This window comes from Lentibacillus jeotgali (assembly GCF_000224785.1).
Classification (GTDB): domain Bacteria; phylum Bacillota; class Bacilli; order Bacillales; family Amphibacillaceae; genus Lentibacillus; species Lentibacillus jeotgali.
In genome coordinates, this window is sequence record NZ_AGAV01000016.1 from 96966 (window position 1) to 122630 (window position 25665).

Here is a 25665-nt window from a genome sequence, read left to right on the forward strand (position 1 = left end):
AAGGGAGAGCTGCTGATGGAAGAGGGGTATCCTAATTGGCTTTCAAAGCAAATGCTTTACGGTGTACGCAGGTTTAATATTGATTCGTTTCTGGTTGCACTTGAAGGATGGAGAAGAGGGCTTTCCCTAACATTTTATAGTGAACATTTCGATGTTACCGACCTTCAGCTTATCGGGTTTGAGCCGACAGGAAAAACGTTCTCCCTCAGCTCAAAAGAAAGGACGCATTATTTTTACAGGTCGAGGGGAGATCGGGTAGCGAATGATGCTGTGGACATCGGCTCCAGTAAAGAAAAAACAAAGGTATATCTTCAAAAAGCGGGTGTTCCGGTTCCTGAAGGTTTTAGTTTCTCAAAAGAAGAAGATCTGGAAGACGTCATCCAGGCGGCGAAGAAAATCGGGTTCCCATTGGTTGTTAAGCCGACCTTTGGCAGTCTTGGCAAGGGCATCATCACCAATATTAAATCAGATGAAAGCTTAAGGGACAGTCTAGCTTATGTTTTTTCCGAATTTGAATACACGGAGTTTATTATAGAAAGGCATATTAGTGGCGAAGATATCCGTGTTTATGTGATTGGAGATCAGGCGATTTGTGCCACCAAAAGGGTTCCAGCCAATGTTACGGGAGATGGCGCACACACAATCGAAGAGTTAATTGAGTTAAAGAATGAAATAAGAACATTAAATCCCCAAACATCAACAAGGCTGATAAAAGTCGATGATAACATCCAGAATTTCCTGTCTCTACAGAAATTGCAGCTTACCGATATACCTAAAGAAGGTACGGTCATTTACTTGAAAGGACAGAGTAATATTTCTTCAGGCGGTGATTCGGTCGATGTGACAGAAGAACTGTCAGACGATATTAAAAACACTGCAATAAATGCTGTAAAAGCTATACCCGGATTAATTCACGCTGGTACAGATATAATTGTTAATGAAAGTGGTGCGGTGATTATTGAAATTAACGCTACTGCCGGCATTTCACTGCATACATTTCCCTTATACGGAGAAGCGCGGAATGTAGCAGAAAAAATCGTTGACTTTTATTTTCCTGAAATGAAGGGAGGAGCAGCAGGAAGCACGACAATTTACTTTGACTACAAAGCTGTTCTGGAACTGCTCAGAAGCAGAACTGTAAAAGTGTTGGAACTTACAAATGCACCGGTTGGCAAATTGTATGCAAAACGGTATGTCATCTCGGGAGAAGTACAGGGTGTAGGTTTTAGAAGGTGGCTGCAGAAGCAGGCTGTCGGCAGAGGCTTACATGGGTATACAAGAAATTTACGCAATGGGAAACTTGTTGTCGTTGTTGGCGATACAGATAAAAGCAACGTTGATGCATTTAAAGACATTTGCTATGAAGGTCCGGAGCAAGCAAAGGTCAGCAATATCCAGGAATACATCTGGGATAAACAAATTAAAATAGGATTTGAAATTAGGAGTATGAATAAGGCCAGGAAGAGTTAATCAAGTATGAATTCACAAGAAAAGATGATATTTTCATTACAACACTGAGGTCAGAGAGGTATAAGGTATGAAAAACAATCAAAACGTTTCTTTGACAGCTGTAGGCGATATCTTACCCCATGGCAGGGTATATGGCGGAACCAAGAAGGAATCTGATTATAAATTTGATGAGAAATTAGCAAATGCTGCTCACTTATTGGGCAAAACGGATATTACAGTTGCAAATTTAGAAACAATTATTGCTGGCCAAGAAATCGGTCTTTCTTCTTATCCACGGTTTAATAGCCCGGTGGAATTAGGCTATACACTGAAAGATATGGGCGTAGACATTGTAAGTATTGCCAATAACCATATGCTGGACCGCGGTGAAGAAGGGTTAATGAAATCCATCAACAATTTAAGGAAAATTGGTTTGGAGTATGATGGTGGCTATAAATCATTTGAGGACCGGGACAAGCTGCGTATCATTAAGAAAAATGGTCTCAGGATTTGTTTTGTATCTTTCACAAGAGGCACAAACTCTATTAAGATCCCTGATGACAAGCCATATCTGTCTAACTCTCTCAAAGAAATTAACGAATTGAAAATATACAGTACACTGAGAAGGATTAAAAAGAACAAACTTGCTGATGTCATTGTGGCAAATATGCATTTTGGCGAAGAATATCATCTGTACCCATCATCCACTCAAAGGGAAATGTCTGCTTCATTAGCTGACGCGGGAGCCGATGTTATAATTGGCCACCACCCTCATGTGTTACAGCCGCCTGAGTGGATTGAGACGTCCCGCGGGACTAACTCATTTGTCGCTTACTCATTGGGCAATTTCTTTACAGGTCAGAATGGGTTACATAGGCAAATAGGTGCGGTATTGTCATTGGATATTACAAAGCCACGAAAAAACTACAAAGGTATTGAAATCAAAAATCCAAAATATGAACTGACTTTCATGAGTAATGAAAAGCAAAGAAATTATAAAATTCACGTCTTCCGTGATTGGATAAAAGACAATAAAGAAATAAAAACTGCGGAATTGGTATTTGACTCTAATCAGGTGTATGAAGACGTAATCAATCGAATGCGAAAAGAAATTAAATCGCTTGAGATCAACTAATGAAATAAGGTGAATTCCAATGGAGAATTATAAGAATACATGGTTGCCACATTTAAAAGATGCTGTTCCAAAAGCTGCACAAGGAAAAGGAACTTGTATGTATACGGTGGCATTGGAAGGATGGCGCAGAGGGTTAGAGCTAAGGTTTATTAAGAAAAAAGGATCTGGATTGCTGCGCTCTGTATCTTTTTCGTTAAGTGACGGAAGAACGAAACATGTGTTTAGCGGTTCGCGTGGAGACTATGTTTCCAGAGAAGCGAAAGAGATATGCAGGGATAAAGGGCTGACCAATCAGTATTTGGAAAAAGCAGGCGTTCCCACACCCGGCGGTAAATTTTTCGATAAAGGCACCGCATTCAAAACTATGATCAGTTATGCTAAAAGACTAGGATTTCCGGTAGTCGTAAAGCCGAGTGATTCTGATGGCGGTGGCGCCGGTGTCAAAACAAATATAAGAAATGAAAATGAGCTTGAGGAAGTCTTAAAAAAAGTTAGAGCCAATGAAAGAAGTATTATTATTGAGAGGTTCTTCACGGGCGATGACTTTAGAGTTTATGTTCTCGAAGATAAAGTAATAGGTGCTTTCCAAAGAAGGGCCGCCAGTGTTGTTGGGGATGGGAAGTCGGACATCAGCACATTACTTGAACAGAAGAACAAGGAAAGGCAAAAAAGTCCGTTCCTGTCATCCAGTAACATAAAAATTGATCGATCAATGGAAAATTTCCTGCAAGAAAAAGGCTTAGCTTCATCGCATGTTCCAAAAAAGGGTGAAAGAGTTTTTCTGAGGCGCAATGGGGAATATTTTGGTCAGCGTGATTCAGTAAACGTAACGGATGATCTATCCCAAAAAATGAAGGATATAGCCATATCGGCAGTAAATGCGATACCAGGGCTTCCACATGCCGGGGTTGATATGCTCATCAACCTTGATACAAACGAAGGCGTCGTTAACGAGGTTAATTCAAGAGCTCAAATTAGCAACCACGTATTTCCAATCGAGGGTAAAGCGATTGATATTCCTAAACATATCATTGATTATTACTTTCCGGAGACTAAGAATGACAAGGCGACGGATGTTAAATATATTTTTGATTTCAAAACGGTCGTTAACAGTTTTGAAGCAGGCACTGCAAAAGAGATTAAAATACCGTCGATTCCCGCTGGCCTGAAAACAGTGAGGCGTTATGTTGTAACAGGAAGCAATTTTAATAAAAAATATCACAAATGGCTGCAGCGGAAGGCATTGGAAAAAAATCTGGATGGCTATGTGAGAACGATTGATAAAAACAGTATTTCTGTTGTGGTTGCAGGGTCGGAATATGTGGTCAAATCGTTTAAAGACGTCATAAAGAAATCATCCCCCAAGTCGGCCAATGTAACAAATGTGAACGGGATGATGTTTAATAAGCCGGTTAAAGTAGGGTTTGAATTAAGACAAAATGCCGGGAGCAAGAACAATAACAAAACAAGGAAGAAAACATCACAGCAAAAACCCGCGCAGCAGAAAAAGAAGGAACAGAAAAAGCAATTTTTTGTGTTTAGAGTGATTAAGCTTCCTATTAGCGTATTAAGAAAAATTAAGAGGAAAATAGTATGAAAAGGGATGTTGACAATGTCAACATCCCTGAATTTTACCCTTACTTTTCGTTTTGGTGAGTCTGTATTTATAATGCTCTGATTTTATTAAGGCGATATCTCCCATGGCGAACTCATGGCCAGGTGCAGTGTTGACCTCAAATAAGTATGGCTTCCCATCTTGATCAATTCCTATATCAATACCCATTGATGTTATTTTCTTATTAAAAATTTGCTCCATTTTATAAGGGAATTTATTGCCTATATCCCTAAGAGAGTCTCTGACAGCTTCCCAGTTTTCATAGTTCGCTTTCAGGTAGGGTGTTAATTCACTGACACTGCCTCCCTGTGCAACATTTGATACGATTTTTTGCCCCGTACCGATTCTGATTAAATATGCTGCTGCCTGCCATTTATTGAGCCCGTTTTTTTCCAGTCGTATCCTGCAATCAAACGGTTCCCCGTTTTTAGTTCTTGAGTTGATATGCTTTTGAAAGATGTATTGTTCATGATTGATATCATTTTTAAAGAATTGTTTAAGTTTGCGTTTATTTAATTTTGTATCCTGATTTTCGTAGGTCAGTATGTAATCACTCTTATTTTTCGAAAGCATGTAAATTCCTTCTCCTCTATGGCCAAGTTTCGGTTTGATAATGATGGTTTCGTGTTTCTTAAGAAAGTTATGGAATGTTTTAAAATCTGTAATGCTTTCTGATGGTATGACTAAATGAGCGAACACTCCATCCTCTAAAACTCTTTTGTTCACGATATCTTTTGGGGCAAATCTGCCAGAGGATAAAGTGCTTCTTGCTCGAAGGAAATTCATAACTTTTTTATGTTTAAAGCAATAGACATTGATATCGATAAATTCAGGTACCGGGGCTTCTTTACGCACCCATTTATTCTCAATAAGCATCAGACCGTTAATGACTCCCCGCTCCATATCAACATCGTTTGCAGTGAAATAGACCAGATCTATACCGTTGTACTTAGTAGCCTTAGCAACAAGTCTTACAAATTTTTGGGGCTTCTTAATATTCCGCATGTAACCAACAATCATTATGTGTTCCTTCCTTTCAAGATTTAATATAAATAGGTATACACTTTAGATTTCCCCCATTTTACCCGGGCAAACCTAAATCAGCTAAAATATACCTATACAGAAGTAAAAATGTTTTGCTAAAATGTTAAGTGTGATGCATTTTTGTAATAAAATTGTCAAATTTTGTAGCATAATACACTTGGAATTATGCGAATTAGCTTAACATTAAATACATCATGAACTATAATAACATTATTTGAATAGGGAGGTGTAAATGTGTCGAAAAAAATGTTTTTACTATTGATGGCAGGTTTATTTTCCTTGTCGGCCGCCTTCACTCCTATTGCCAATGCAGCTGATGACAACCATAAGAATACAAATGATGGCTGTATAGCAATAAGTTTGAGCGAGGTTGATAGTGTTACTGAGCAGAGTTACATAGATTTAGCAGACAAATATAAATCTGAATCTCAGTTATGTTCAGAAAAGGAAAAGGAGGAATCGAAGGATAGTGGAGCCAGGAATGCAAAAGTAGATGGAGAAATTATCTATTTAGACAAGGACGCACTTACAGAGGCGGAAAGACAAGAGTTTATGGAATCTTATCTGGCTAAAAAAGAAGCATCACGAGACAAATCAGCCGATCATCAGTCGACTGACCAGAAACCAGGAGCATTAGGAGAAGAAAATGATGATACAGCTGATAATGGTCAAGAGAGAGATAATGCAGAGGAGTCACCTGAAGAAGAGACAAATAACGATGAATTAGATGAGCCGCAGGATAAAGGTTCAGGTGAGCAACAAAACTCACAAAATGAAAAAACAAAAGAGCAGCCTGAAACAGACCAGAATGAAAGAAAAGATGCAAAAGAGGATAAAGCAGAGGAGAATACAAATAAAAGCAAGTCGGCTGAGCCAGACAAGAAAAAATCCGATGAACAGCAGGGAAAGCAAAACGAATCCAAAGCTTCAACTTCCAGTACCAAAATTAACAGCCTCAATAATATGACGGCAAAAGTTAGTGACAATTCCCTTCAAAAAGGGGTCAGAAGTACTAGAGTACTAGAACTGAAAAAGGATCTAATAGAATTAGGTTTTGATGGATATGGCATGATTCTCACCAAGTACTTTGGCGACGGCACGAAAAAGAACATCCGTGACTTTCAGGACTTTTACCGTCAGAAAGTGACTGGTGTTGCGGATCAGAAAGTGTTTGACCAGATCGACTTTCTTCTGCCGAATTCATTCAGCAACGGCAGGCGCCATGTCGACACAATCGAGTTCAAAAAAGACTTGATAGAATTGGGTTTTGATGATTATGGTATGAAGCTGACCCATTATTATGGTGAGGGCACGGAGAAAAACGTCCGTGATTTTCAGGACTTTTACCGTCAAAAAGTAACGGGTGTTGCGGGACAGGAAGTAATCGATCAGATTGACTTTCTTTTGCCGAATCCATTCAGCAATGGCAAGCGACATGTCGATACAATTGAGTTCAAAAAAGATTTGGTTGAGCTTGGTTTTGATAATTACGGAATGTTAATGACTTACTTCTACGGAGATGGCACAGAAAAGAATGTCCGTGACTTTCAAAAGGCTTACCAGCTACCTGTAACCGGAATCGCTGATAAAGCTACATTTGATAAGGTTGAGTCCGTGATCAAGGATGATAATCGTCACGATGACGGTGTACTCAGCAAAGGTGACAGAAGTTCTAACGTGCTGGAAATGAAACAGGACCTCATTAAATTAGGTTTTGACGGATATGGCATGTTGCAGACAAAGTATTTTGGCGATGGTACTGAGAAGAATCTTAAGGATTTTCAGGAATTTTACCGTCAAAAAGTAACGGGTGTTGCCGGACAGGGAGTATTTGATCAGATTGATTTTCTGCTCCCTAACCCGCTCAGCAACGGCAGGCGCCATGTAGATACAATTGAGCTCAAGAAAGATTTGATAGAATTGGGCTTTGACAACTATGGCATGAAACTGACGCATTTCTACGGCGAGGGTACTGAAAAGAATGTCCGCGATTTCCAGGACTTTTACCATCAAAAAGTAACGGGTGTTGCCGGAGAGGAAGTATTCGATCAGATTGACTTTCTGCTGCCGAACCCGTTCAGTAACGGCAAACGTCACATGGATACAATCGAGTTTAAGAAAGATTTGATCGAACTCGGTTTTGACAACTATGGTATGAAGCTGACACATTTCTATGGCGAGGGTACTGAAAAGAACGTCCGTGATTTCCAGAATTTTTATCGACAGGAAGTAACGGGTATCGCCGGACAGGAAGTATTTGACCAGATTAATTTTCTTCTGCCGAATCCCTTTAGCAATGGTAAACGTCACGTGGATACAATCGAGTTCAAGAAAGATTTGATTAAATTAGGCTTTGATGGCTACGGCATGAAACTGACACACTATTATGGCGATGGCACTAAGAAGAACGTTCGCGATTTTCAGGACTTTTACCGTCAGAAAGTAACAGGCACTGCTGGCCAAGGGGTCTTCGATCAGATTGACTTTCTTCTCCCGAATCCATTCAGTAATGGTAAGCGGCATGTGGATACAATTGCCCTCAAAGAAGATTTAATAAAACTTGGGTTTGATGGATACGGCATGAAGCTGACACATTATTATGGTGACGCTACTGAAAAAAATGTAAAGGATCTTCAGAGGAGTTACAACCTGAATGTCACTGGAATTGTCGATGAAGTCACTATGAACACTATAAAAAATGCACTGCAAGGAACAAGTTACACATCATATGACTTATCGCTGAATGAAGCGCTAAACATACAAATGAGAGCCAATCCTCAAACCGACCAGGCATATGCATATATATCCAAAACATGGGTGGAGGACGGCGTTGTAACAGCGAGTGCACTTAATGTACGAACGGGTCCTGGCACTCATCATAAGGATATTGGAACGCTATACAGCGGAGAAAGAGTCGATGTTCTTGATGAAGTGGAAGGCTGGTATGTAATAAGACATAATGACCGGCAGCAATGGGTTAATGCCACTCCAAATGATGTACGCTATTATCTGAACCCGGATAATTTCATTGATAATGCGGTTCAGCGATTTCAATTTTTGGATTTGGCCAAACCAAGCAATGCTTCAGCAGCTGAACTGAATAGTTATCTGCAGAATAAAGGCATTCTCGCCGGTAAGGGACAGGCCTTCATTAAAGCTGCCAATATCAATGGCATTAATGATGTTTACCTGGCTTCACATGCTGGACTTGAGACAAGTAATGGAACATCAACACTTGCCACTGGCGTTCCTGTTGATAAAAATGGCAATATAACCAGAAATTCAAACGGCCAAATTGCCAGCACGAATAAGACTGTCACTACGGTGTACAATATGTTCGGTATTGGTGCCAACGATAGTTGTGCTCTTTCCTGCGGAGCAAAAAGGGCATATCAGGAAGGGTGGACAACACCTGAGAAAGCAATCGTGGGCGGTGCTGCTTTTATTGGTACCAGTTATATCAAAGACGGACAAAATACACTTTATAAAATGCGGTGGAATCCTCTGATAATGGATAATACTGGTGGTTTTGGGCCCCAGTATGCAACCGATATTGGCTGGGCATCCAAACAGGTATCAACAATTTTTAACCTTTATAATCAATTAGGGATTACAACACTAAACCTGGAAATTCCACAGTACAATTAATTTTTGTTTTGCTTGCATGACCTCTTGACAGGTTGTGCAAGCTTTTTTTTTATCCACTAGTAAATCAACAGTAAATTAATTATTAACATAGGATATACGAATCCTCAAAATGTGGCATACTGTAGGTATATTTATCCAAACTTCTATGGGAATAGAGGGGAAAATAATGATTGTCGGCTTAATGCGAAATTTTATAAATCCACCAACTATAGCGAAAGTGACAGCGATGTTTTGTCAGTCTCGTGGAATAGATATCATCTATATAAGACCATGGGATGTGAATATAACGAATAACACGGTTGCCGGTAAAATACTGGTAAACAACAGATGGAAAAAAATCCACACCGAATTACCGGTTTTAATTGACATATCACCTTACTGCTTTAATAGAAAGTATAAGGAAATAATGGAACATCTTAGAAAGAATGCAACATTAACCTATGATAAGAAAAATGCCGTAAATAAAGAACGGCTGCAGCGTGAATTACTAAAAGATGAAAATTTTGAGCACCTTGTCATACCGACTACCAGGGCGAAAAGCTTTGATGATATTGAGGAATTTTTATTAAAGTATTCATGTATAGTTATGAAACCAGTTGCGGGTGAACGGGGCAAAGGGATATATATTCTAAAAAAGGATGTAGATGACTATATTCTGGGATATGAGAAGGAAGAACGAAGAATTAACAGGGATGCGTTAGTCGAGCATTATCAAAAATTCATTGAAAACAAACGGTATATTTTGCAGAAATATATATCCTCTAGAACGAAAGATGGAAATCCTTTCGATTGCCGAATACATGTAGAAAAGAATAGACAGGGGAAGTGGCAGGTAGCGCGCAACTTCATCAGGATTGGTATTGGTCAGAAAGTCATCTCAAATGTCAATCAGGGCGGCGGCATCAGTGATCTGACCCCCTTCCTGAAGGCGAATTTTGGGGAGAAATGGGAAGAAATTAATGACAAGATAAACCAAGTGGCGCTAACATTGCCGTATAAATTAGAAGAGATCAAAAAAACACCAATTATGTCTATCGGATTCGATGTAGCGATTGATAAGGATGGTAAGCTGTACCTGTTTGAATCAAATGGCGCCCCAACGACTATTCCCCTCATGGCAAAAGCGGCGATGCTGAGAACAGATTATTATTTGTATTTACTTGAAAACAAAATAGACAAAGCTTCGGCAACTGAATTTCAGGACAGTTTAGGATCGAATTTAGGTCAACTTAAGCGTGAATTGGAGCAAGTCAAACGGGACAAAGCACTGTATGAGAAAAGATACACTGCCATTAAAAACAGCAGGGCATGGAAGGCGACTGCGCCGGTTCGTGCTGTGGGCAAGTTTGTGAAGAATGCAATCAGACGGTAGAGTTTAAGTGATAGCTAACTGAATAGATGAATAATCAAAGTATTTAAAAATTAATAGTGATTTAGACCTATTATATTTGTTTATGTAGTAAAAAAGTATTACTCGGTATTGAAATTAAGGTTAGTTTATATAATAATAGATTTTGTTGGAAGATGTTGAACTTTGAGGCTTTTGCTGCCTAAAAAAATAGTGGGTTTGTTTGACGTAAAGCAAACAATCATAAACTGCAGATCAATTGGGAACGACCACGAATCGATACTAACATACTGGCTGCCCTTATCAAACCTTCTAAGCCACCTTTGTGTCAACACGAAATAGAGAGAGCAGCACTATTATATTCACAGACTTGATGTTCAGATATTAAGGGGGAGTATCATGAAGGAGTCACTTGAAGCGCTTAAACAAGAAAATATTGTTGATGATACTGGGCAAAACAGTGAAAAAGTAAATTATACGGTTATTAAGAAAACTCAAGGAAAAATAAAAAATATTTTTCCTGTTAAAAACCAACAGCCCGTACTTATGCAGGGGAATCGTTATGATGAATTAATTGCTAATAAGCAGATGTTAAATTGGCTGGGGTACGACGGCATTAAAGTTACTACCTATTTTGGCAATTACACCATGGAACGCGTAAAAGAATTTCAACGGGAATATGGTTTGCCTGCTGATGGCAAAATTGATGAACCGACAAAGAACAAATTAAATGAAGTGTTCAATGATTTTTATAAACAAGGTGCAAGTCATAGACGAATTATTACGTTAAAAAAGAATTTAAATCGACTTGGTTTTGGTGGTATAGAAGTTACCAAAAATTTTGGTTCCTTTACAACTAATCGGATAAAGGAATTCCAGCAATTCTATTCATTGTCTGTTACTGGGGAAGTTGATTCAAAAACAATAAATAAAATGAATGAGCTGTTATCCACTTCTCTCCAACTAAATAGCCACAGCAGTAAAATTAAGGAATTAAAAAAGAAACTTAATAAGCTAGGTTATGGGCACATAAAGGTTACAGAAAAATTCGGAAAATTATTGGAGAAAAAGGTAATGCAATTTCAAAAAGATCATGGCCTTCCAACTAGTGGTATCGTTGATGAAATAACACTGAAGGAAATTGATGATGCGGCTAAATTTTCTGAGAAAGTAACATATGTTAATTATGATTTAAGTTTAGAAGAAGCCATAAGCATTCAAATGAATTATCTATCCCAATTAGACAAAAATGTAAGCAGAAACGACGTCGAAGCAGCTTTCGATCCAGTAAACGCATTAAATAACAAGATGAAGAAATTTCAGTTTTTGGATTTAACTCGGCCAAATGTTACCAATTCGTTGGTTCTTGATCAATACCTTAGTGACAAAGGAATTTTGATGAACCAAGCTGATTCATTTATAAGAGCAGGCAATAATTGTGATATAAATGAAGTGTATTTGGTTAGTCAGTCGTTATTAGCAATGGATGATAATACAATATTTGCTTCAGCAATCCCTGTCGATAAATATGGAAATATAACCTATGCACAAACAAAAGCAGTTAATGATGAGATACTGGAGATACCTGTAAGGACTCCAAAGACTATAAAATTTGTTTATAACGTTTATGGTATTCAAGGCTCCGAATCAATTTCAAAAGCTGCGAAAATGGCATTCGATGAGGGGTGGGATACCGTAGAAAAGTCGATAATTAATGGTGCCGCTTTTATAGGTAATCAGATTACTAACAATTGGAATACCTTTTATAATATTCGCTGGAATCCAAAGCAAATGGCCTATTCCAAATGTCAAGATGAACGATCGCCGGTAGATATCACTTGGCCAGTAAAACAATTAGATTCAATATATAATATATACCAACAATTGAAATCATATGATCTATATTTAGAAATGCCAATTTATAAGAATTGATAGTAAAGCCTTTAGAATGAACTAATTTTATATGTACTGGTACGAACATTCCTACCTCATTGAATCCGCAATTCTCTAATACTTATAATTTAGAGAGGGTTCATTACAGAGGAGGAATTTTTTTATGCAACGATTGATGTGCAAAGGCAAACTTCACAGAGTAAGAGTCACAGAAGCAGATCTTGATTATGTCGGCAGTGTGACGATTGATTCGAAATTCATGAAAGAAGCGGATATAAAGCCATATGAAATGGTGCAAATAACAAATCTGAAAAATGCCACTAGATGGAAGACATACGCTCTTCCTGCGCCGGAGGGTTCGAAAAAAATCTGTCTGAACGGACCGCCTGCACACCTGTTTTCACCTGGTGATATCGTGATTATCTTAAGCATGGCACAAATGTCAGAGGAGGAAATTGAAAACCTGAAACCAAAAGTTGTGTTTTTTGATGAGAACAATGAGATTACAGGCATCGAAGAACATGACCTGCATTGGCCCGGTGACGTAAAAGTTTAAGTCCAATTGATCAGTCGATCGGTTGGGCTTATCGGCCTTTACAAGGTTGTTCAAAAAGTCTGGTGAAAATGACACATCGAATTTCATCGTTAGCTTGCTTTTCCGCTGCTCAAAGCTTCGCTGCCTCGAACTTCTTGGTCCTTTTCATCCTCCCTTTTGAACGACCACTTTAAGGTACCGGAATTCAACCGGTCTGACTTTTAAATCAGGAGGAAAACCATGAAAAAGTTGGCATTGATTTTTTCAAGTATGGTGTCTGTAATCCTATTGGCTTCTTGCGGTACAAATGCCAGTGGATCGGGGAGTGCGGAAGATTATCCATCGGAATCCATTACATACAGTATTCCATTTGATCCGGGTGGTCAATCCGATGTCGAAGCTAGAAGACAGCAGCCTTATTTGGAGGAATCATTAGGACAGGATATTCTCATTCAATATAAGCCCGGTGGAGGCGGATCCGTTGGCTGGAGTGAATTGATTAATAAGGATCCTGATGGGCATTTTATTTCCGGCATCAATATCCCGCATATTATTCTGCAGCCACTGGCCAACGATGATACAGGGTATCAGACAGAGGATATCGTACCGGTGGCTATTTTCCAGGCGACACCAATCGGGATAGCGGTTTCCGAGGATAGTAATATTGAATCACTCGAAGACCTCGTTAAGAAGGCTAAAGAATCGCCGGGCTCTATAACTGTAGCTGGTTCCGGAACGTACTCAGGCCACCATATTGCATCGCTGCAGCTGGAGCATTTGGCGGGTATTGACATGCAATATGTGCCATTTGATGGCGCTGCACCATCCATACAAGCATTTCTTGGCGGGACAACAGATGTTATTTTTGGAAACTCCAGTGATTTGATTAAGTATCAAGATGACATGAAAATACTTGCCATTGGATCAGAAGAGACGTTTAAGCCGATGCCGGATGTTCCGACGTTCAAGGAGTTGGGCTACGATATGACGCCAGCGATTGATCGTGGTGTTGCGGTACCGCCCGGGACAAACCAGGAAGTAATTAAAACACTCGAAAAGTCATTTTTGGACATCCTGGATGAAGAGGGAGTCAAGGAAGAAATGTATAATGAAGGATTTCAACCCAAGCAAATGGGGCATGAAGAATCCATGGAATACATTGAAAAGAAAACGAAAGAGTACAGCAGAATTTTTGAAATGTTGAAAGTAACTTGTAACGATTTGAACCAATCAAATGAAACACCACTAGATAAGATACCCCTGCTTTGGAATTACCAAAAAGGGTGTCGCACCTGGAGGGTACAGGAATGCTTGAGACTTTACCGGAAGTACTGAATTCATTAACACAGCCCTTGAATATAATTTTATTATGCACCGGTGTACTGGCCGGGATCATTGTGGGCGCGTTGCCCGGATTGACGGCGACAATGGCATTGGCATTATTGCTTCCATTTACGTTTACGATGGAATCAGATACGTCACTGATTACGATGGGTGGCTTATATATTGGCGGCATTTATGGCGGATGCATATCAGCTATACTTATCAACACACCCGGTACACCGTCAGCGATTGCCACAACGTTCGACGGTTATCCGATGACGAAAAAAGGGCAAGCTTCAAAGGCACTAACCGCTGCTGCCATCAGTTCAGGAATCGGCGGTATTATCGGCGGTCTGGCGCTTCTGTTTCTGACACCGGTTCTGGCGGGTTGGGCGTTAAATTTTGGGCCGCCGGAATATTTCTGGGTTGCCGTACTAGGGCTGACCATGATTTCGACATTATCTTCCGGATCCATGTTAAAAGGGTTGATTGGCGGATGTATCGGCCTGCTGCTGGGAACTGTCGGAATATCTCCGGTTGGCGGTGAATCGCGGTACACATTCGGTTTCTCCCAACTGCAATCCGGATTGGAATTAATCGTCATTTTAATAGCATTCTTCTGTATTCCGGAAGTCATTTCGATGATTGAAAACAAGGTCAAATCCCAAAAAAGCGTCAGAAGAGAAAAAGGCATCGTGAAGACCCTCTTCTTTAATATTATTAAAAAGCCATTTTTCATCATCCGCTCATCCTTCATTGGCATCATAACAGGCATTATTCCCGGAGCAGGGGGCAATGTTGCATCACTATTGTCATATGATGCTGCGGTCCGTTTTTCAAAAGATAAAAAGTCATTCGGGAAAGGCAATGTTGATGGTGTTGTGGCTGCGGAGACATCTAATAATGCCGAAGTTGGCGGGTCATTGGTTCCGCTTTTGTCACTCGGAATCCCGGGTGCTCCGCCTGCTGCTATTATTCTTGGGGCATTAATGATGCAGGGGATTACTCCCGGGCCTAATCTCATGAGCCAGCAGTCCGGTTTGGTCTACACATTTTTAATTGCATTTGTTATTGCGAATGTAGTCCTGATCATTTTTGGTCTGATGGGTTCCAGGTATATTGGAAAAGTCCTTTCCATACCGGTTTCTTATCTGGCGCCTTCAATAGTCTTTCTGACGATCATCGGATCTTACGCGATTCGGAATAACTTCCTTGACATTGCATTGCTGATTGGCTTTGGTCTTTTGGCATATGTAATGAAAAATGCCGGGTTCAACCCTGCTCCGATAGTACTGGGTCTTATCCTGGGGCCAATTGCTGAAAGAGGTCTGGCTCAATCCATGCTTTTGGGAGAAGCTGCCGGGAATGTATGGGGATACTTCTTTTCCCGGCCGATTTCCATTGTGTTAATCATACTTTGTGCCCTATCCATATTGCTGCCCGTCTTAGGGAACCTTTTTGCAGCTAAGAATGAAGACAGTCAGGAAAGGATGGGGGCATAACATGCAAAGAGTGAATTATAACACCATTTCAGCATTTATTTTAGTAATCGTCGCGGGTATTGCGATATGGGAAACCAGAGACTTGTCCGAGATGAGTTATATTTTCCCCCGTACAATTGGGATTATCCTGTTGCTGCTGAGTATAGCTTATTTGATTAATAGTTTGATCAAGCCTAAACATAACAAGTTGCTTGAGGGTATTGATAAACGAAAAGTGGCAGTCATGAGTGCGGGCATGATAAGTTATGTCATTTTAATCGGCCTCGTCGGATTTTTAATTGCCAGTATGATGTTTATCGGATTTCTTACCTGGTACCTGCAGCGGGATAATCAGGGGAAAAGCGGCAGAGCGAAAATCGCCGATGCCGCCATTGGCTCCATCAGTGTGAGTGTCTTATTCTTCGTGCTTTTCCGTTATGTTTTTCTTGTTCCGTTGCCCACAGGTCTACTGTTTGGTTAGTGGATATAGATTCAGCCCCGAAAATTAAATGCTTTTTTTAGAAAGGATAGAAACAATGACATTTTATATAAACCATACAGATTTGGAAAGTTATGTTAAGGCTATTTTTCAAAAGGCAGGATTGAAGGAGGATCACAGTGCAACGGTTGCAAAACATCTTGTGTTTGCCAATTTAAGAGGTGTTGATTCACACGGCGTCACGCGTGTGAAAAATTATATCGACCGGCTGGAACAAGGCGTCGTCAATTGGGAACACAGTATGTCGGTAACGAAGGAAACACCTTCATCCGTGTTTATCGATGGTTCCAATGAATTGGGTATTATACCAGCAACGGAAGGGATAAAGCTCGCCGTTAATAAGGCAAAAAATACGGGAGTCGCCATTGCGGGTATTAATCATTCCAACCATTGCGGTATGCTGGCCGATTATACCGGGTATGCTGCTAAGCATGATTGTGTTTGTATAGCCACAACAAATGCACCGTCCTATATGGCGCCATGGGGAGGAAAGGAAAGGTACTTCGGCACAAATCCGATCTCCTATGGCATACCAGGCGGGGAAGCGGGAAATATTGTCTTTGATATGGCAACAAGTATTGTCGCTAGAGGCAAAATAAAACTTGCTATTCAAAATCATGAGGATATTCCCGTTGGCTGGGCGATCACTAAAGATGGTGAACCGACAACAGATGCACAGGAAGCAATGGACGGGATGGTTTTGCCGGTTGGCGGCCCCAAAGGATACGGGCTGGCATTGCTGGCTGATGTGTTATCCGGATTGCTGACAGGTGCTTCATTCGGGCCGAGTGTCGGGAGGCCAGAGAATTTGGATGACGTGCAGGACGTGGGCCAATTTTTCTTTGTAATACGTGCTGATATATTTGAGGAAATGGATACGTTCAAAAAGCGAATGGATACCATGGCAAAGGAAATGAAACAAATACCGGCAGCCAAAGGTTTTGATAGAGTTTACCTGCCCGGTGAAATCGAAGACGAAAGGGAGAAGGAACGGCGAATGAGCGGAATCCCTTTGACTAAGGAACTAGCTGATGAACTTCATGCTGTTGGGGAAAGATACGGTATCTCGCCACGATTAAGGGAGTTAGTATTAGATGGGATGCTGATGTCATAGCCTATACGTCCATGCTTAACGACCGGTACGGACATTCCTACCCGATTGATATGACATTTCCTTAATACTTATACTCTAATTAGGCTCATTATTGGGGGGATGTCATGCAGCGATTGATGTGTAAGGGCAAACTTTCATAGCCACCTTTTAATACGTGATTGTGCCATTTAAAAATTAAGCACGGGGAGGTTTTGGGATGAACTTTTGGTTTGTTTGTAAAGCGTGCGCTAAGGCAACCGAGTTTCAATTAAAGCAAAGCAAATGTACATGTGGCGGGACGTTACAGGTTGAATATGATCTGGAACGCGTCGGTCATACCTTCACGAAGGAATCGTTAAAGAATCGAGTGACCAGCATGTGGCGATACAAAGAACTGCTGCCGGTGGAAAATCCGCAAAATATTATTTCCTTAGGTGAGGGATGGACTCCTCTCGTTCGGATGCACAGGGCGGAACAGAAATATCCTGTGAAGAGACTATGGGTAAAACGAGAGGAGCAAAATCCCACAGGAAGCTTTAAGGCACGAGGATTTTCGTCGGCCCTTTCAATTGCTAACGCGTATGGCATTAAAAAGGTAGCTGTCAATTCAAATGGAAACGCTGCTTCAGCTTTAGCTGCATATGCAAGCAATTCCGGGATGGATAGTTATGTTTTTGTCCCAAAGGATTGTCCTGGTTTAATTATTGAAGAGTGTATTCAATATGGTGCACAAACATATTTAGTTGACGGACTGATCCATAACGCCGGAAAAGTTATTGAAGACGGGGAATTAGAACAAGACTGGTACAATGTCGGTACACTTAAAGAACCTGGGAGATCAGAGGGCAAGAAAACGATGGGGCTGGAATTAGCTGAACAGTTCAACTGGACCCTTCCTGATGTCATCATATATCCTACCGGAGGGGGTTCTGGTGTTATCGGAATATGGAATGCCTTGAACCAATTGAAGGAACTTGGGTTCATCGAAGGAGACCTGCCGCGTATCGTCAGTGTTCAGGAAGAAGGGTGTCAGCCTCTTGTTGATGCGATTGAAAATGGAACAGCGTTTAATGCACAAACTCAGGATATCAGTTCCAATCCTACTGGTATGCGGGTGCCAAATCCCCCGGATGGCGAACTGATCCTTTCCATTCTTCGTGAATCGGGAGGGACCGCGGTCGCGGTATCCGAAGAAGACATTAAAGAAGCGCAAACGTCTCTTGGCAAGCAAGGGATCTCATCATCTCCAGAGGGCGCAGCAACATGGGCAGCGTTTACCAGTTTAATTGACAGGGGTTGGATTCAACAGGACGATGAAGTTGTTTTATTCAATACCTCACATGCATTAAAATATTTGGCCTGGGACCAGACTCAGGCTCCAATTATCGAAACCTATAAGGATATGGTAAACAGTAGCGTCATGATTTAAATACATCGGACTTACAGAATTATGATATGGAGGCAGACGAAATGTATTATCCGGTTACCTATCGTGACTTTTCGGACGTCCCATTTAAGAATTATGAACCGGGTGATGATACAAAGGGAGCATTGGAAGTTCTGCGATGGGGATATGAATCATACGGCGATTCCCTTGTTTATGCATGCAGTTTTGGTGCTGAGGGAATGGTACTGATTGACATGATCTCCAAAGTTAAAAGCGATGCTAAGATTGTTTTTCTCGATACGGAGATTCATTTCCAGGAAACCTATGATTTAATTGATGACGTTAAAGAAAAGTATCCTGAACTTAGGGTAACGTTAAAAAAACCAGAATTAACGCTGGATGAACAAGCTGGTCAATATGGATCGGCACTGTGGCAGCGACAGCCTGATCAATGCTGCTTCATACGCAAAATAAAGCCGCTTGAAGATGCACTGAGCGGAGCGGTTGCCTGGATATCCGGTCTTCGCAGAGAGCAGTCACCTGCCCGTAGGAATACTGAATTTGTTAATAAGGATGAACGTTTTAAGTCTGTCAAAATTTGTCCATTAATCCATTGGACCTGGGATGATGTTTGGTCATATATTCGTGAGCACAATTTGCCTTACAATGACTTGCATGACCAGGGGTACCCGAGTATTGGCTGTATACCGTGTACTTCCAGAGTGACAGATTCTAATGATTTGCGCTCAGGCAGATGGTCTGGTTTTAATAAAAGTGAGTGCGGCCTCCACACCTCTTACTAGGTATTGCAGCATTAATGAAAGCCTGTCAAAATCTTGTTTGACAGGCTTTCATTATTTTTTCCTCGATAGTTTAATATTAAACGAATACATATCCGATCGATAGGAGGCAAGTTCGTATTCGATAAAATTGCCGTTTACATCCCTCAGGTTCCTTTCGGCGACGAGCATGCTGGTGCTTGCCGGGACCGTCAATAATTTGGCATCCTCTTTGGCGATTCGTTCAGACCTGATATTCTGATCTGCTTCGATCGATAGCACACCTAATTTCTGCTCAAGCAGATCATATAGTGATACTTTGTTTAAATCATATTCCATAATGTTTTCGCCGATTTCAACAGGATAATAGTTGTTTTCAACCCCGATAGGTATGTGGTCGGCATAGCGAACTCGTTTAATATGAACGGCTTCTCTCAGGCCGGTCAGTTTCTGCAGATGCTTAGGTAATTGCACACCCTCTGCCTTAACCAATTTTGCGCCGGGGTCCATTCCCATGCGCTGGATGGTTTCGGAGGTGCTGCTCAGGCTGCCCAGCCAGTCATTGATCGGCTTTAATGCGACAAATGTGCCTCTGCCGGGTTTTTTCTCAAGCGTTCCTTCGCGTGTCAGTGCATCAATCGCTTGTCTGACAGTACTGCGGCTGACGTAATATTCATCAATCAGTTCACGCTCACTGGGAATCTTGCCGGTATATACCCCATCCATTATTTTTCGTTCAATTCGTTCTTTTAGCTGGATGTAAAGCGGAATTGAATTCGTGTAGTCCAGTGCCATCATAATCCTCCGTTATTGTGGATTTGAAAACTCTTATCCTGATAATCTTAGTTTAACATAAAATAGAGTGGGTAGTTACAGAAATAGGAGTGCCTATCAGTATGAAATATGATAGAATCAAGAAAGAAGAGTTACTAATATAAAATGGAGCAGGTGTTTCCATGTTTGATACAGCTGATTTAGTCATTGCATTCGTCATTTCCGCTCTGACCGCGCTGTTTATCACGCCATTCATTAAAAGGTTGGCTCTGAAGATGGGCGCAGCTGATATACCGGATAACAACCGGAAAAATCACAATGGCGTCAAGGCGAGTTCAGGCGGACTGGCAATCTTTATCGGTGCGATTGCGGGATTTTTATATTTACAGCCATCACATCCACAAATGACAGCAATTATTATTGGTGCCTGTATTATGCTGGCAACGGGTATCATCGATGATATGTTTAGTCTGAAGCCGTACATGAAACTCACCGGGCAGCTGTCGGCAGCTCTGGTTGTCGTGTCTTCCGGCTTGGTCATCGAAAAGCTCACGGTCCCTTTCTTTGGTACGGTTTATATGGATGAAATGGCGGTCATTATTACGATTGTCTGGATTCTTGCAGCATCCAATGCCATTAACTTGATTGATGGACTGGACGGACTGGCGGCAGGTGTTTCCGCAATCGGTTTATTCAGTATTCTCATTATGGCGATGATTGATTATAGGGTAGTGGTCGCATATTTGTGCGTCATCTTGATTGGGAGCTGCCTTGGCTTTCTATACCATAACTTCTACCCAGCGAAAATATTTATGGGTGATACCGGTGCGCTGTTTTTAGGCTATTCCATAGCGGTCGTTTCCATGCTGGGACTATTTAAAAACGTCGCTTTGTTCAGCTTTATCATCCCGATTATTGTCATTGCCATCCCTGTGTTCGACACGATCCTGGCGATTATCCGCCGGTCGGTGAACAAACATGGTATTGCCAATGCCGATAAAAAACATATCCATTATCAACTGATGAAAATGGGATACAGTCACCGGGCCGCTGTATTAATCATTTTTGGATTCAGCGCCTTTTTCGGCAGCATGGCCATTGTGTTTAATAGTGCCACGTTGTTGACGTCCGTTATTATATTTGGTGTAATTATTGTCGGGATGCAGGTAATCGCTGAATTGGCCGGGATTGTCATGCAGGGTCAGCAGCCTGTTTTAACCCGAATCAAACGGATATTTGGAGCGGAAAAAGTGAAATAAATAAAAATGATCTCTGCAAAAAACACTGCCAGGCCGGTTCGATGGCCTGACAGTGTTTTTTCTATTGCTCTTCTTCGGTTGTGTAAGTGTCTGACTCACTGCTTGATGATACCAGATCAAGATGTTCTTTCAATGTCTGTTTTACTTCTGCGAGTGACTGTTCATCAGGAATCTGGTAAGACCCGCCGTTAATCGTTTGCGGATACGTCTCAATGGTGAGTTTATCAATGTTGCTGGTGCTGAAATCGGAGTATTCTTGATAGAATCCCAATCCTTCACCAACTGACATATTCGTTTTGACGTTAGTGCCTACCTCTTCAGCCAATTCATTTATTTTGGTAACTGTTCCGAATGATGTTGCTTTGTCAATAATTGCTTTAATGACCTGCTGCTGTCGCTCATTACGCCCAATGTCACCGCGGGGATCTTCCTTACGCATTCTGGCATAGGCCAGGGCTTCTTCACCGTTGAGTTTCATTGGTCCTTCCGTAAATTGCAGATTCTCATTTCCGGATTCACGCTTGGTGCGCTGCTCAAAATCAAATGGTACGTCAACTTCGATGCCGTCGAGTATATTGACGATATTGATGAATGCATCGAAGTTTACGGCAGCATAGTAGTCTATCGGTATATCAAGGAACTGCTCGACTGTTTTAATGGCCATTTCCTTGCCGCCGTAAGCATGAGCATGGGTTATCTTTTCCTTAGTGCCCCTGCCGGCTATTTCAACGAGTGTGTCGCGCGGCAAACTAACCAATTTCAAACTTGCATCACTCGGATTGAACGTCGCAACGAGCATCGTATCTGTCCGACCGTTGTCACCATTGGTTGAGTAGTTTTCAACCCCCAGTAACAGGATCGAAATCGGATCATCACCGATTGAGACGGCTTTATCTCTTAAATCTGATTTTTCACGGTCAAGATCATCGTACGACTCGCTTGCTGCCGTGTAAGTCTGTAAAACCATGTAACCGACTCCGCCAACGGCCAGCAAAAACATGACAAGTATTGGATAAAGGATCCGGCGTCGGCGTTTTTTCTTGATTTGCTTTCGCCTGTCTATACGCTGTTGCATAACTTTATTCTCCTTCAAATCTTTCATTCTCATAATCGAATCTATCAACCTATTCATTATAATCGGCATACGTAAAAAATACAATGCGTTTTTAAGAATACCATATATTGCAGACGAATCCGATTAAGGGAATGTTTCATTTTAATATCAATTTTTCTCCCGGTCTTTTTTGATTTTTGATGAGGAGACCCCTGAAGTCCGCGGAAGGTAGGTGACGTCACAATAACGTTTTAGAAAATCAAATGTTCCTTTCCAGTCATCACCAATCACAAATATGTCAATGTCATAGCGGATAATATCATCCACTTTTTGGTCCCAGTCTGCTTCAGGAATAACCTTGTCCACATACCGGATCGCTTCCACGATGATTTTACGGCTTTTATAAGGATGATATGCTTTCTTATTTTTTTTATGGTTAAATTCATCGGTTGATACACCGACAATCAGATAGTCACCCATTTCCTTTGCCCGTCGCAAAAGGTTGATGTGACCAGGATGAAGCAAGTCAAAAGTACCATACGTCATGATTTTTTTCATAATATCTCCCCATATGATTCATCCCTTTTTATTGTACTATTAACCGCATATATAGTAAATAAAGATCGGAGTGAAAATAGGAGGATGTCTATGACAGCCTCCAGTCAATACGTACTATTGCGTTCTTCCTCTTTGGCATAATCACTTGTGCCTACATTTCCCTCTAAATCCAGGTGGCTGCGCAAATCAGCCTGTACGTTGTGTTTGCTTTCTTCATTAACCTGATAATACCAGAGGCCATCCTCCATATAGCCGCCGCTGCCATCAAGATTGACCGTTTCGATTGAAATACTCTCATCAAGCCCATAGGAAAGGAAATCTTTCATGTCATTGAACGAAAGGTTGGTGGTCAAATTGTCACCAACTGCATCGATCGTTTCGCCCAGTTTAAAGACGGATGAGGCTGATGTTGCTTTGCTGGCAATGGTTTTAAGGATTTGCTGCTGCCGCTTGCCGCGTGCCACGTCACTGTCATATTTGCGTGTCCGGGCCAGTGCCAGTGCTTCTTCACCATTTAAATGCTGTTCGCCTGGCATTAAATGAATGCTGTTTTTGTCATCATCGGAGTCCGATTCCCAGATTTCGTACGGAACGTCATACGTAATGCCGCCAAGTGCATTAACAACCTCGACGAAACCTTCGAAATTCATTTTAGCGTAGTAATCCACCGGAACATTCAGGAAGTTTTCGACCGTTTCAATGGTTGCTTTAGGTCCGCCGAAGAAATGCGCATGGTTGATTTTCGTATACCGGTCAACTTCCGGAACGTAAACATATGAATCACGCGGGATGCTTAATAATTTGACTGAACTGTTCTGTTTGTTGAAGGTGGCCAGTATGAGCGCATCGGAGCGGCTCTGTTTTTCATTTCGGAATTCACTGTTATCAACACCAATAAACAGAACGGAAACATTATCTTCAAGCGGATCCACCGCTTCACTCCGAAGTTTGGACGTTTCATTTTCGCGGCCGGTTTTTTCCTGCGACTCGCTCACCATGTTTTCGGTTTTGTTGTATAAGTAAGCAGCATAACTGCCAGCGGCTATGATAAACAGCAATAAAGGGATGCCGATTATCAGCGTCCACTTTTTCTTTTTCGACATGGGCTTATCTCCTTAGTCGTTTCGTGGCATCTATTTTACAAAAACATACACAAAATAACAATAACGAAAAGCGCCGAAATTAAAATACTATACAAATAGGACGTATGAATGTATAGTTTGGATATGAACACACGCACACATATATGGTAAAGTATAATAAGTATAAATCTGATTTGATAAAGGTAGGCTTTTGCTATGTCTCTGTTTGAAAGATTGACAACCAATGAGGAAAAAATTGCTGTTATTGGCCTGGGTTATGTCGGACTTCCACTGGCGGTTGAGCTTGCAAAAAAATTTGATGTCGTCGGTTTTGACATCAACAAAGCGAAATTGGACAAATACTTAACCGGTATTGATGTCACGCAGGAAGTCGGCGACGAAGCCCTTCAGAATACCACGATGACATTTACGAGTGATGAAGCAGATCTCAGGGACTGTAAATTTCATATCGTGTCCGTTCCAACGCCGATCAATACCGATAAAACACCGAATCTGAATCCCGTGATTGCTGCCAGTGAAACAGTTGGACGCAATTTGACAAAAGGGTCGATTGTTGTCTACGAATCGACCGTCTATCCTGGCACAACCGAAGAGGTTTGTGTCCCGATTCTCGAGGAGCAGTCCGGACTGACATTCGGTGATGATTTTAAAGTCGGCTATTCACCGGAGCGCATCAACCCGGGTGACAAAGTGAACAAGCTGACCAGCATCACCAAAATCGTATCGGGTTCAGATGACGATGCATTGAAAGAAATATCAGGCGTGTACGGCGCCATCATTGAAGCCGGTGTCCATGAGGCGGAATCGATTAAGGTCGCCGAAGCTGCCAAAGTCATTGAAAACTCGCAGCGAGATATCAATATCGCATTCATGAACGAGCTATCAATCGTTTTCAATAAGATGAACATCAACACAAACGCCGTATTGGAGGCGGCCGGCACGAAATGGAACTTCCTGAAATTCACACCGGGTCTCGTCGGCGGGCATTGCATCGGTGTCGACCCATATTATTTCACGTACAAAGCTGAACAGCTCGGCTACCATTCGCAAATTATCCTGTCTGGCCGGAAAATCAATGATGATATGGGCAGATATATCGGCTCGAATATCATTAAAAAGATGATCAATGCCAAGCAGGAGATCAGCGGCGCCCGCGTCGGCATTCTCGGCATCACGTTCAAGGAGGATATCCCGGACGTGCGCAACTCCAAAGTCATTGATATTATTGAGGAATTAAAGGACTATGGCGTTGAGGTTGTCGTTCACGATCCGGTTGCCGATAAAGACGCTGTCTATGACGAGTTCGGTATCGAGCTGGTTGAAAAAGAGCAATTGAACGATCTTGATTGTGTTGTGTTTGCTGTCAGCCACAATGAATTCAAAGAACGGTATGATCTTGACATGATGGATACCTTGTATCGAACCGATAATAAAGTATTGGTCGATGTCAAAAGCATTTATGACCGAAAAGAATGTGAAGCGAAAGGGTACCATTACTGGAGCTTGTAATTATGTGCCGCTTTTTTGACCTCCGTAATGGAAGGGGATGTTCTGTCTCTCAATAAGTCGATTTTCGGCCGCCGCCGAAAATCCTCGACTATCCAAAACCCTTCTTTCTCCTATAATCGAATCTAACCTGTAAAAAGGGGCATGGCATTACAAAAAATTTTTTGTTTTCCATGCCCCTT

The 25665-nt window shown here is 41.4% G+C and carries 20 protein-coding genes; 15 read left to right on the forward strand and 5 right to left on the reverse strand.

Annotation, left to right across the window (positions count from 1 at the left end; genetic code table 11):
• Nucleotides 1–15: 15 nt before the first annotated feature.
• The 3 genes from ON01_RS13710 (at nucleotide 16) to ON01_RS13720 (ending at nucleotide 4181) form a co-directional block, all read left to right on the forward strand.
• Nucleotides 16–1470 carry an acylphosphatase gene (locus ON01_RS13710; protein WP_010531635.1) on the forward strand — a complete coding sequence of 485 codons (1455 nt, stop codon included), beginning with the start codon at nucleotides 16–18 and terminating at the stop codon, nucleotides 1468–1470.
• A gap of 67 nt (nucleotides 1471–1537) precedes the next feature.
• Nucleotides 1538–2584 carry a CapA family protein gene (locus ON01_RS13715; RefSeq protein ID WP_010531636.1) on the forward strand — a complete coding sequence of 349 codons (1047 nt, stop codon included), beginning with the start codon at nucleotides 1538–1540 and terminating at the stop codon, nucleotides 2582–2584.
• 19 nt (nucleotides 2585–2603) lie between these two features.
• Nucleotides 2604–4181 (forward strand): ATP-binding protein, encoded by a 1578-nt coding sequence (locus ON01_RS13720; RefSeq protein ID WP_010531637.1) that lies wholly within the window; start codon nucleotides 2604–2606, stop codon nucleotides 4179–4181.
• A gap of 18 nt (nucleotides 4182–4199) precedes the next feature.
• Here ON01_RS13720 and ON01_RS13725 read toward each other — a convergent pair whose 3' ends face one another.
• Nucleotides 4200–5219, reverse strand: a complete 1020-nt coding sequence (locus ON01_RS13725) for a YheC/YheD family protein (protein WP_010531638.1) — start codon at nucleotides 5217–5219, stop codon at nucleotides 4200–4202.
• A 258-nt stretch (nucleotides 5220–5477) separates the two neighbouring features.
• On the opposite strand from ON01_RS13725, the gene ON01_RS18595 reads away from it, so the two are divergent.
• From ON01_RS18595 to ON01_RS13775, 10 genes are all read left to right on the forward strand, one after another.
• The gene (locus tag ON01_RS18595; RefSeq protein WP_010531639.1) at nucleotides 5478–8891 is read left to right on the forward strand and encodes a peptidoglycan-binding protein; all 3414 of its coding nucleotides are present in this window, start codon (nucleotides 5478–5480) and stop codon (nucleotides 8889–8891) included.
• A gap of 166 nt (nucleotides 8892–9057) precedes the next feature.
• Nucleotides 9058–10263 carry a YheC/YheD family protein gene (locus ON01_RS13735; protein ID WP_010531640.1) on the forward strand — a complete coding sequence of 402 codons (1206 nt, stop codon included), beginning with the start codon at nucleotides 9058–9060 and terminating at the stop codon, nucleotides 10261–10263.
• Between the two features lie 375 nt (nucleotides 10264–10638).
• A complete protein-coding gene (locus ON01_RS13740; protein WP_010531641.1) occupies nucleotides 10639–12171 on the forward strand; it encodes a peptidoglycan-binding protein in 1533 nt (510 codons plus the stop codon).
• A 124-nt stretch (nucleotides 12172–12295) separates the two neighbouring features.
• Nucleotides 12296–12688, forward strand: coding sequence for an aspartate 1-decarboxylase (panD, locus tag ON01_RS13745; RefSeq protein ID WP_010531642.1), 393 nt, complete (start codon nucleotides 12296–12298; stop codon nucleotides 12686–12688).
• A gap of 219 nt (nucleotides 12689–12907) precedes the next feature.
• Nucleotides 12908–14002 (forward strand): tripartite tricarboxylate transporter substrate binding protein, encoded by a 1095-nt coding sequence (locus ON01_RS13750; RefSeq protein WP_010531643.1) that lies wholly within the window; start codon nucleotides 12908–12910, stop codon nucleotides 14000–14002.
• The gene (locus ON01_RS13755; protein ID WP_010531644.1) at nucleotides 13975–15492 is read left to right on the forward strand and encodes a tripartite tricarboxylate transporter permease; all 1518 of its coding nucleotides are present in this window, start codon (nucleotides 13975–13977) and stop codon (nucleotides 15490–15492) included. Before ON01_RS13750 ends, ON01_RS13755 begins: the two co-directional genes overlap by 28 nt.
• Before the next feature lies 1 nt (nucleotide 15493).
• Nucleotides 15494–15952, forward strand: coding sequence for a tripartite tricarboxylate transporter TctB family protein (locus ON01_RS13760; protein WP_010531645.1), 459 nt, complete (start codon nucleotides 15494–15496; stop codon nucleotides 15950–15952).
• A 55-nt stretch (nucleotides 15953–16007) separates the two neighbouring features.
• Entirely contained in the window at nucleotides 16008–17084 is a 1077-nt protein-coding gene (locus tag ON01_RS13765; protein ID WP_010531646.1) for an Ldh family oxidoreductase, read from the forward strand.
• A 196-nt stretch (nucleotides 17085–17280) separates the two neighbouring features.
• Nucleotides 17281–18492, forward strand: a complete 1212-nt coding sequence (locus ON01_RS13770) for a threonine synthase (RefSeq protein ID WP_010531647.1) — start codon at nucleotides 17281–17283, stop codon at nucleotides 18490–18492.
• Between the two features lie 41 nt (nucleotides 18493–18533).
• The gene (locus ON01_RS13775) at nucleotides 18534–19253 is read left to right on the forward strand and encodes a phosphoadenylyl-sulfate reductase (protein ID WP_010531648.1); all 720 of its coding nucleotides are present in this window, start codon (nucleotides 18534–18536) and stop codon (nucleotides 19251–19253) included.
• A gap of 51 nt (nucleotides 19254–19304) precedes the next feature.
• On the opposite strand, the gene ON01_RS13780 is transcribed toward ON01_RS13775, so the two are convergent.
• Nucleotides 19305–20024, reverse strand: a complete 720-nt coding sequence (locus ON01_RS13780) for a GntR family transcriptional regulator (protein ID WP_010531649.1) — start codon at nucleotides 20022–20024, stop codon at nucleotides 19305–19307.
• A gap of 161 nt (nucleotides 20025–20185) precedes the next feature.
• Here ON01_RS13780 and ON01_RS13785 point away from each other — a divergent pair, with 161 nt between their 5' ends.
• Complete coding sequence (locus ON01_RS13785) at nucleotides 20186–21262, forward strand: glycosyltransferase family 4 protein (RefSeq protein ID WP_010531650.1); 1077 nt, start codon at nucleotides 20186–20188, stop codon at nucleotides 21260–21262.
• A 61-nt stretch (nucleotides 21263–21323) separates the two neighbouring features.
• Here the strand turns inward: ON01_RS13785 and ON01_RS13790 are convergent, their stop codons facing one another.
• The 3 genes from ON01_RS13790 to ON01_RS13800 form a co-directional block, all read right to left on the reverse strand.
• On the reverse strand, nucleotides 21324–22337 hold the full coding sequence (locus ON01_RS13790; RefSeq protein ID WP_010531651.1) for an LCP family protein: 1014 nt from the start codon (nucleotides 22335–22337) through the stop codon (nucleotides 21324–21326).
• Nucleotides 22338–22484: 147 nt separating this feature from the next.
• Nucleotides 22485–22874, reverse strand: coding sequence for a glycerol-3-phosphate cytidylyltransferase (gene tagD / locus ON01_RS13795; RefSeq protein WP_010531652.1), 390 nt, complete (start codon nucleotides 22872–22874; stop codon nucleotides 22485–22487).
• Nucleotides 22875–22978: 104 nt separating this feature from the next.
• Nucleotides 22979–23977, reverse strand: coding sequence for an LCP family protein (locus ON01_RS13800; RefSeq protein ID WP_010531653.1), 999 nt, complete (start codon nucleotides 23975–23977; stop codon nucleotides 22979–22981).
• A gap of 195 nt (nucleotides 23978–24172) precedes the next feature.
• On the opposite strand from ON01_RS13800, the gene ON01_RS13805 reads away from it, so the two are divergent.
• Nucleotides 24173–25486 (forward strand): nucleotide sugar dehydrogenase, encoded by a 1314-nt coding sequence (locus tag ON01_RS13805; protein WP_010531654.1) that lies wholly within the window; start codon nucleotides 24173–24175, stop codon nucleotides 25484–25486.
• Nucleotides 25487–25665 lie beyond the last annotated feature (179 nt).

Bases quoted from the DNA above. Each gene is read 5' to 3' on its own strand.
- ON01_RS13740 (WP_010531641.1), top strand. From the start codon at position 10,639: ATGAAGGAGTCACTTGAAGCGCTTAAACAAGAAAATATTGTTGATGAT.
- ON01_RS13770 (WP_010531647.1), top strand. From the start codon at position 17,281: ATGAACTTTTGGTTTGTTTGTAAAGCGTGCGCTAAGGCAACCGAGTTT.
- ON01_RS13710 (WP_010531635.1), top strand. From the start codon at position 16: ATGGAAGAGGGGTATCCTAATTGGCTTTCAAAGCAAATGCTTTACGGT.
- ON01_RS13780 (WP_010531649.1), bottom strand. From the start codon at position 20,024: ATGGCACTGGACTACACGAATTCAATTCCGCTTTACATCCAGCTAAAA.
- ON01_RS13805 (WP_010531654.1), top strand. From the start codon at position 24,173: ATGTCTCTGTTTGAAAGATTGACAACCAATGAGGAAAAAATTGCTGTT.
- ON01_RS13790 (WP_010531651.1), bottom strand. From the start codon at position 22,337: ATGCAACAGCGTATAGACAGGCGAAAGCAAATCAAGAAAAAACGCCGA.
- ON01_RS13785 (WP_010531650.1), top strand. From the start codon at position 20,186: ATGTTTGATACAGCTGATTTAGTCATTGCATTCGTCATTTCCGCTCTG.
- ON01_RS13750 (WP_010531643.1), top strand. From the start codon at position 12,908: ATGAAAAAGTTGGCATTGATTTTTTCAAGTATGGTGTCTGTAATCCTA.
- ON01_RS13715 (WP_010531636.1), top strand. From the start codon at position 1,538: ATGAAAAACAATCAAAACGTTTCTTTGACAGCTGTAGGCGATATCTTA.
- ON01_RS13725 (WP_010531638.1), bottom strand. From the start codon at position 5,219: ATGATTGTTGGTTACATGCGGAATATTAAGAAGCCCCAAAAATTTGTA.
- ON01_RS13765 (WP_010531646.1), top strand. From the start codon at position 16,008: ATGACATTTTATATAAACCATACAGATTTGGAAAGTTATGTTAAGGCT.
- ON01_RS13755 (WP_010531644.1), top strand. From the start codon at position 13,975: ATGCTTGAGACTTTACCGGAAGTACTGAATTCATTAACACAGCCCTTG.
- ON01_RS13760 (WP_010531645.1), top strand. From the start codon at position 15,494: ATGCAAAGAGTGAATTATAACACCATTTCAGCATTTATTTTAGTAATC.
- ON01_RS13735 (WP_010531640.1), top strand. From the start codon at position 9,058: ATGATTGTCGGCTTAATGCGAAATTTTATAAATCCACCAACTATAGCG.
- panD (WP_010531642.1), top strand. From the start codon at position 12,296: ATGCAACGATTGATGTGCAAAGGCAAACTTCACAGAGTAAGAGTCACA.
- ON01_RS13800 (WP_010531653.1), bottom strand. From the start codon at position 23,977: ATGTCGAAAAAGAAAAAGTGGACGCTGATAATCGGCATCCCTTTATTG.
- ON01_RS13720 (WP_010531637.1), top strand. From the start codon at position 2,604: ATGGAGAATTATAAGAATACATGGTTGCCACATTTAAAAGATGCTGTT.
- ON01_RS13775 (WP_010531648.1), top strand. From the start codon at position 18,534: ATGTATTATCCGGTTACCTATCGTGACTTTTCGGACGTCCCATTTAAG.
- tagD (WP_010531652.1), bottom strand. From the start codon at position 22,874: ATGAAAAAAATCATGACGTATGGTACTTTTGACTTGCTTCATCCTGGT.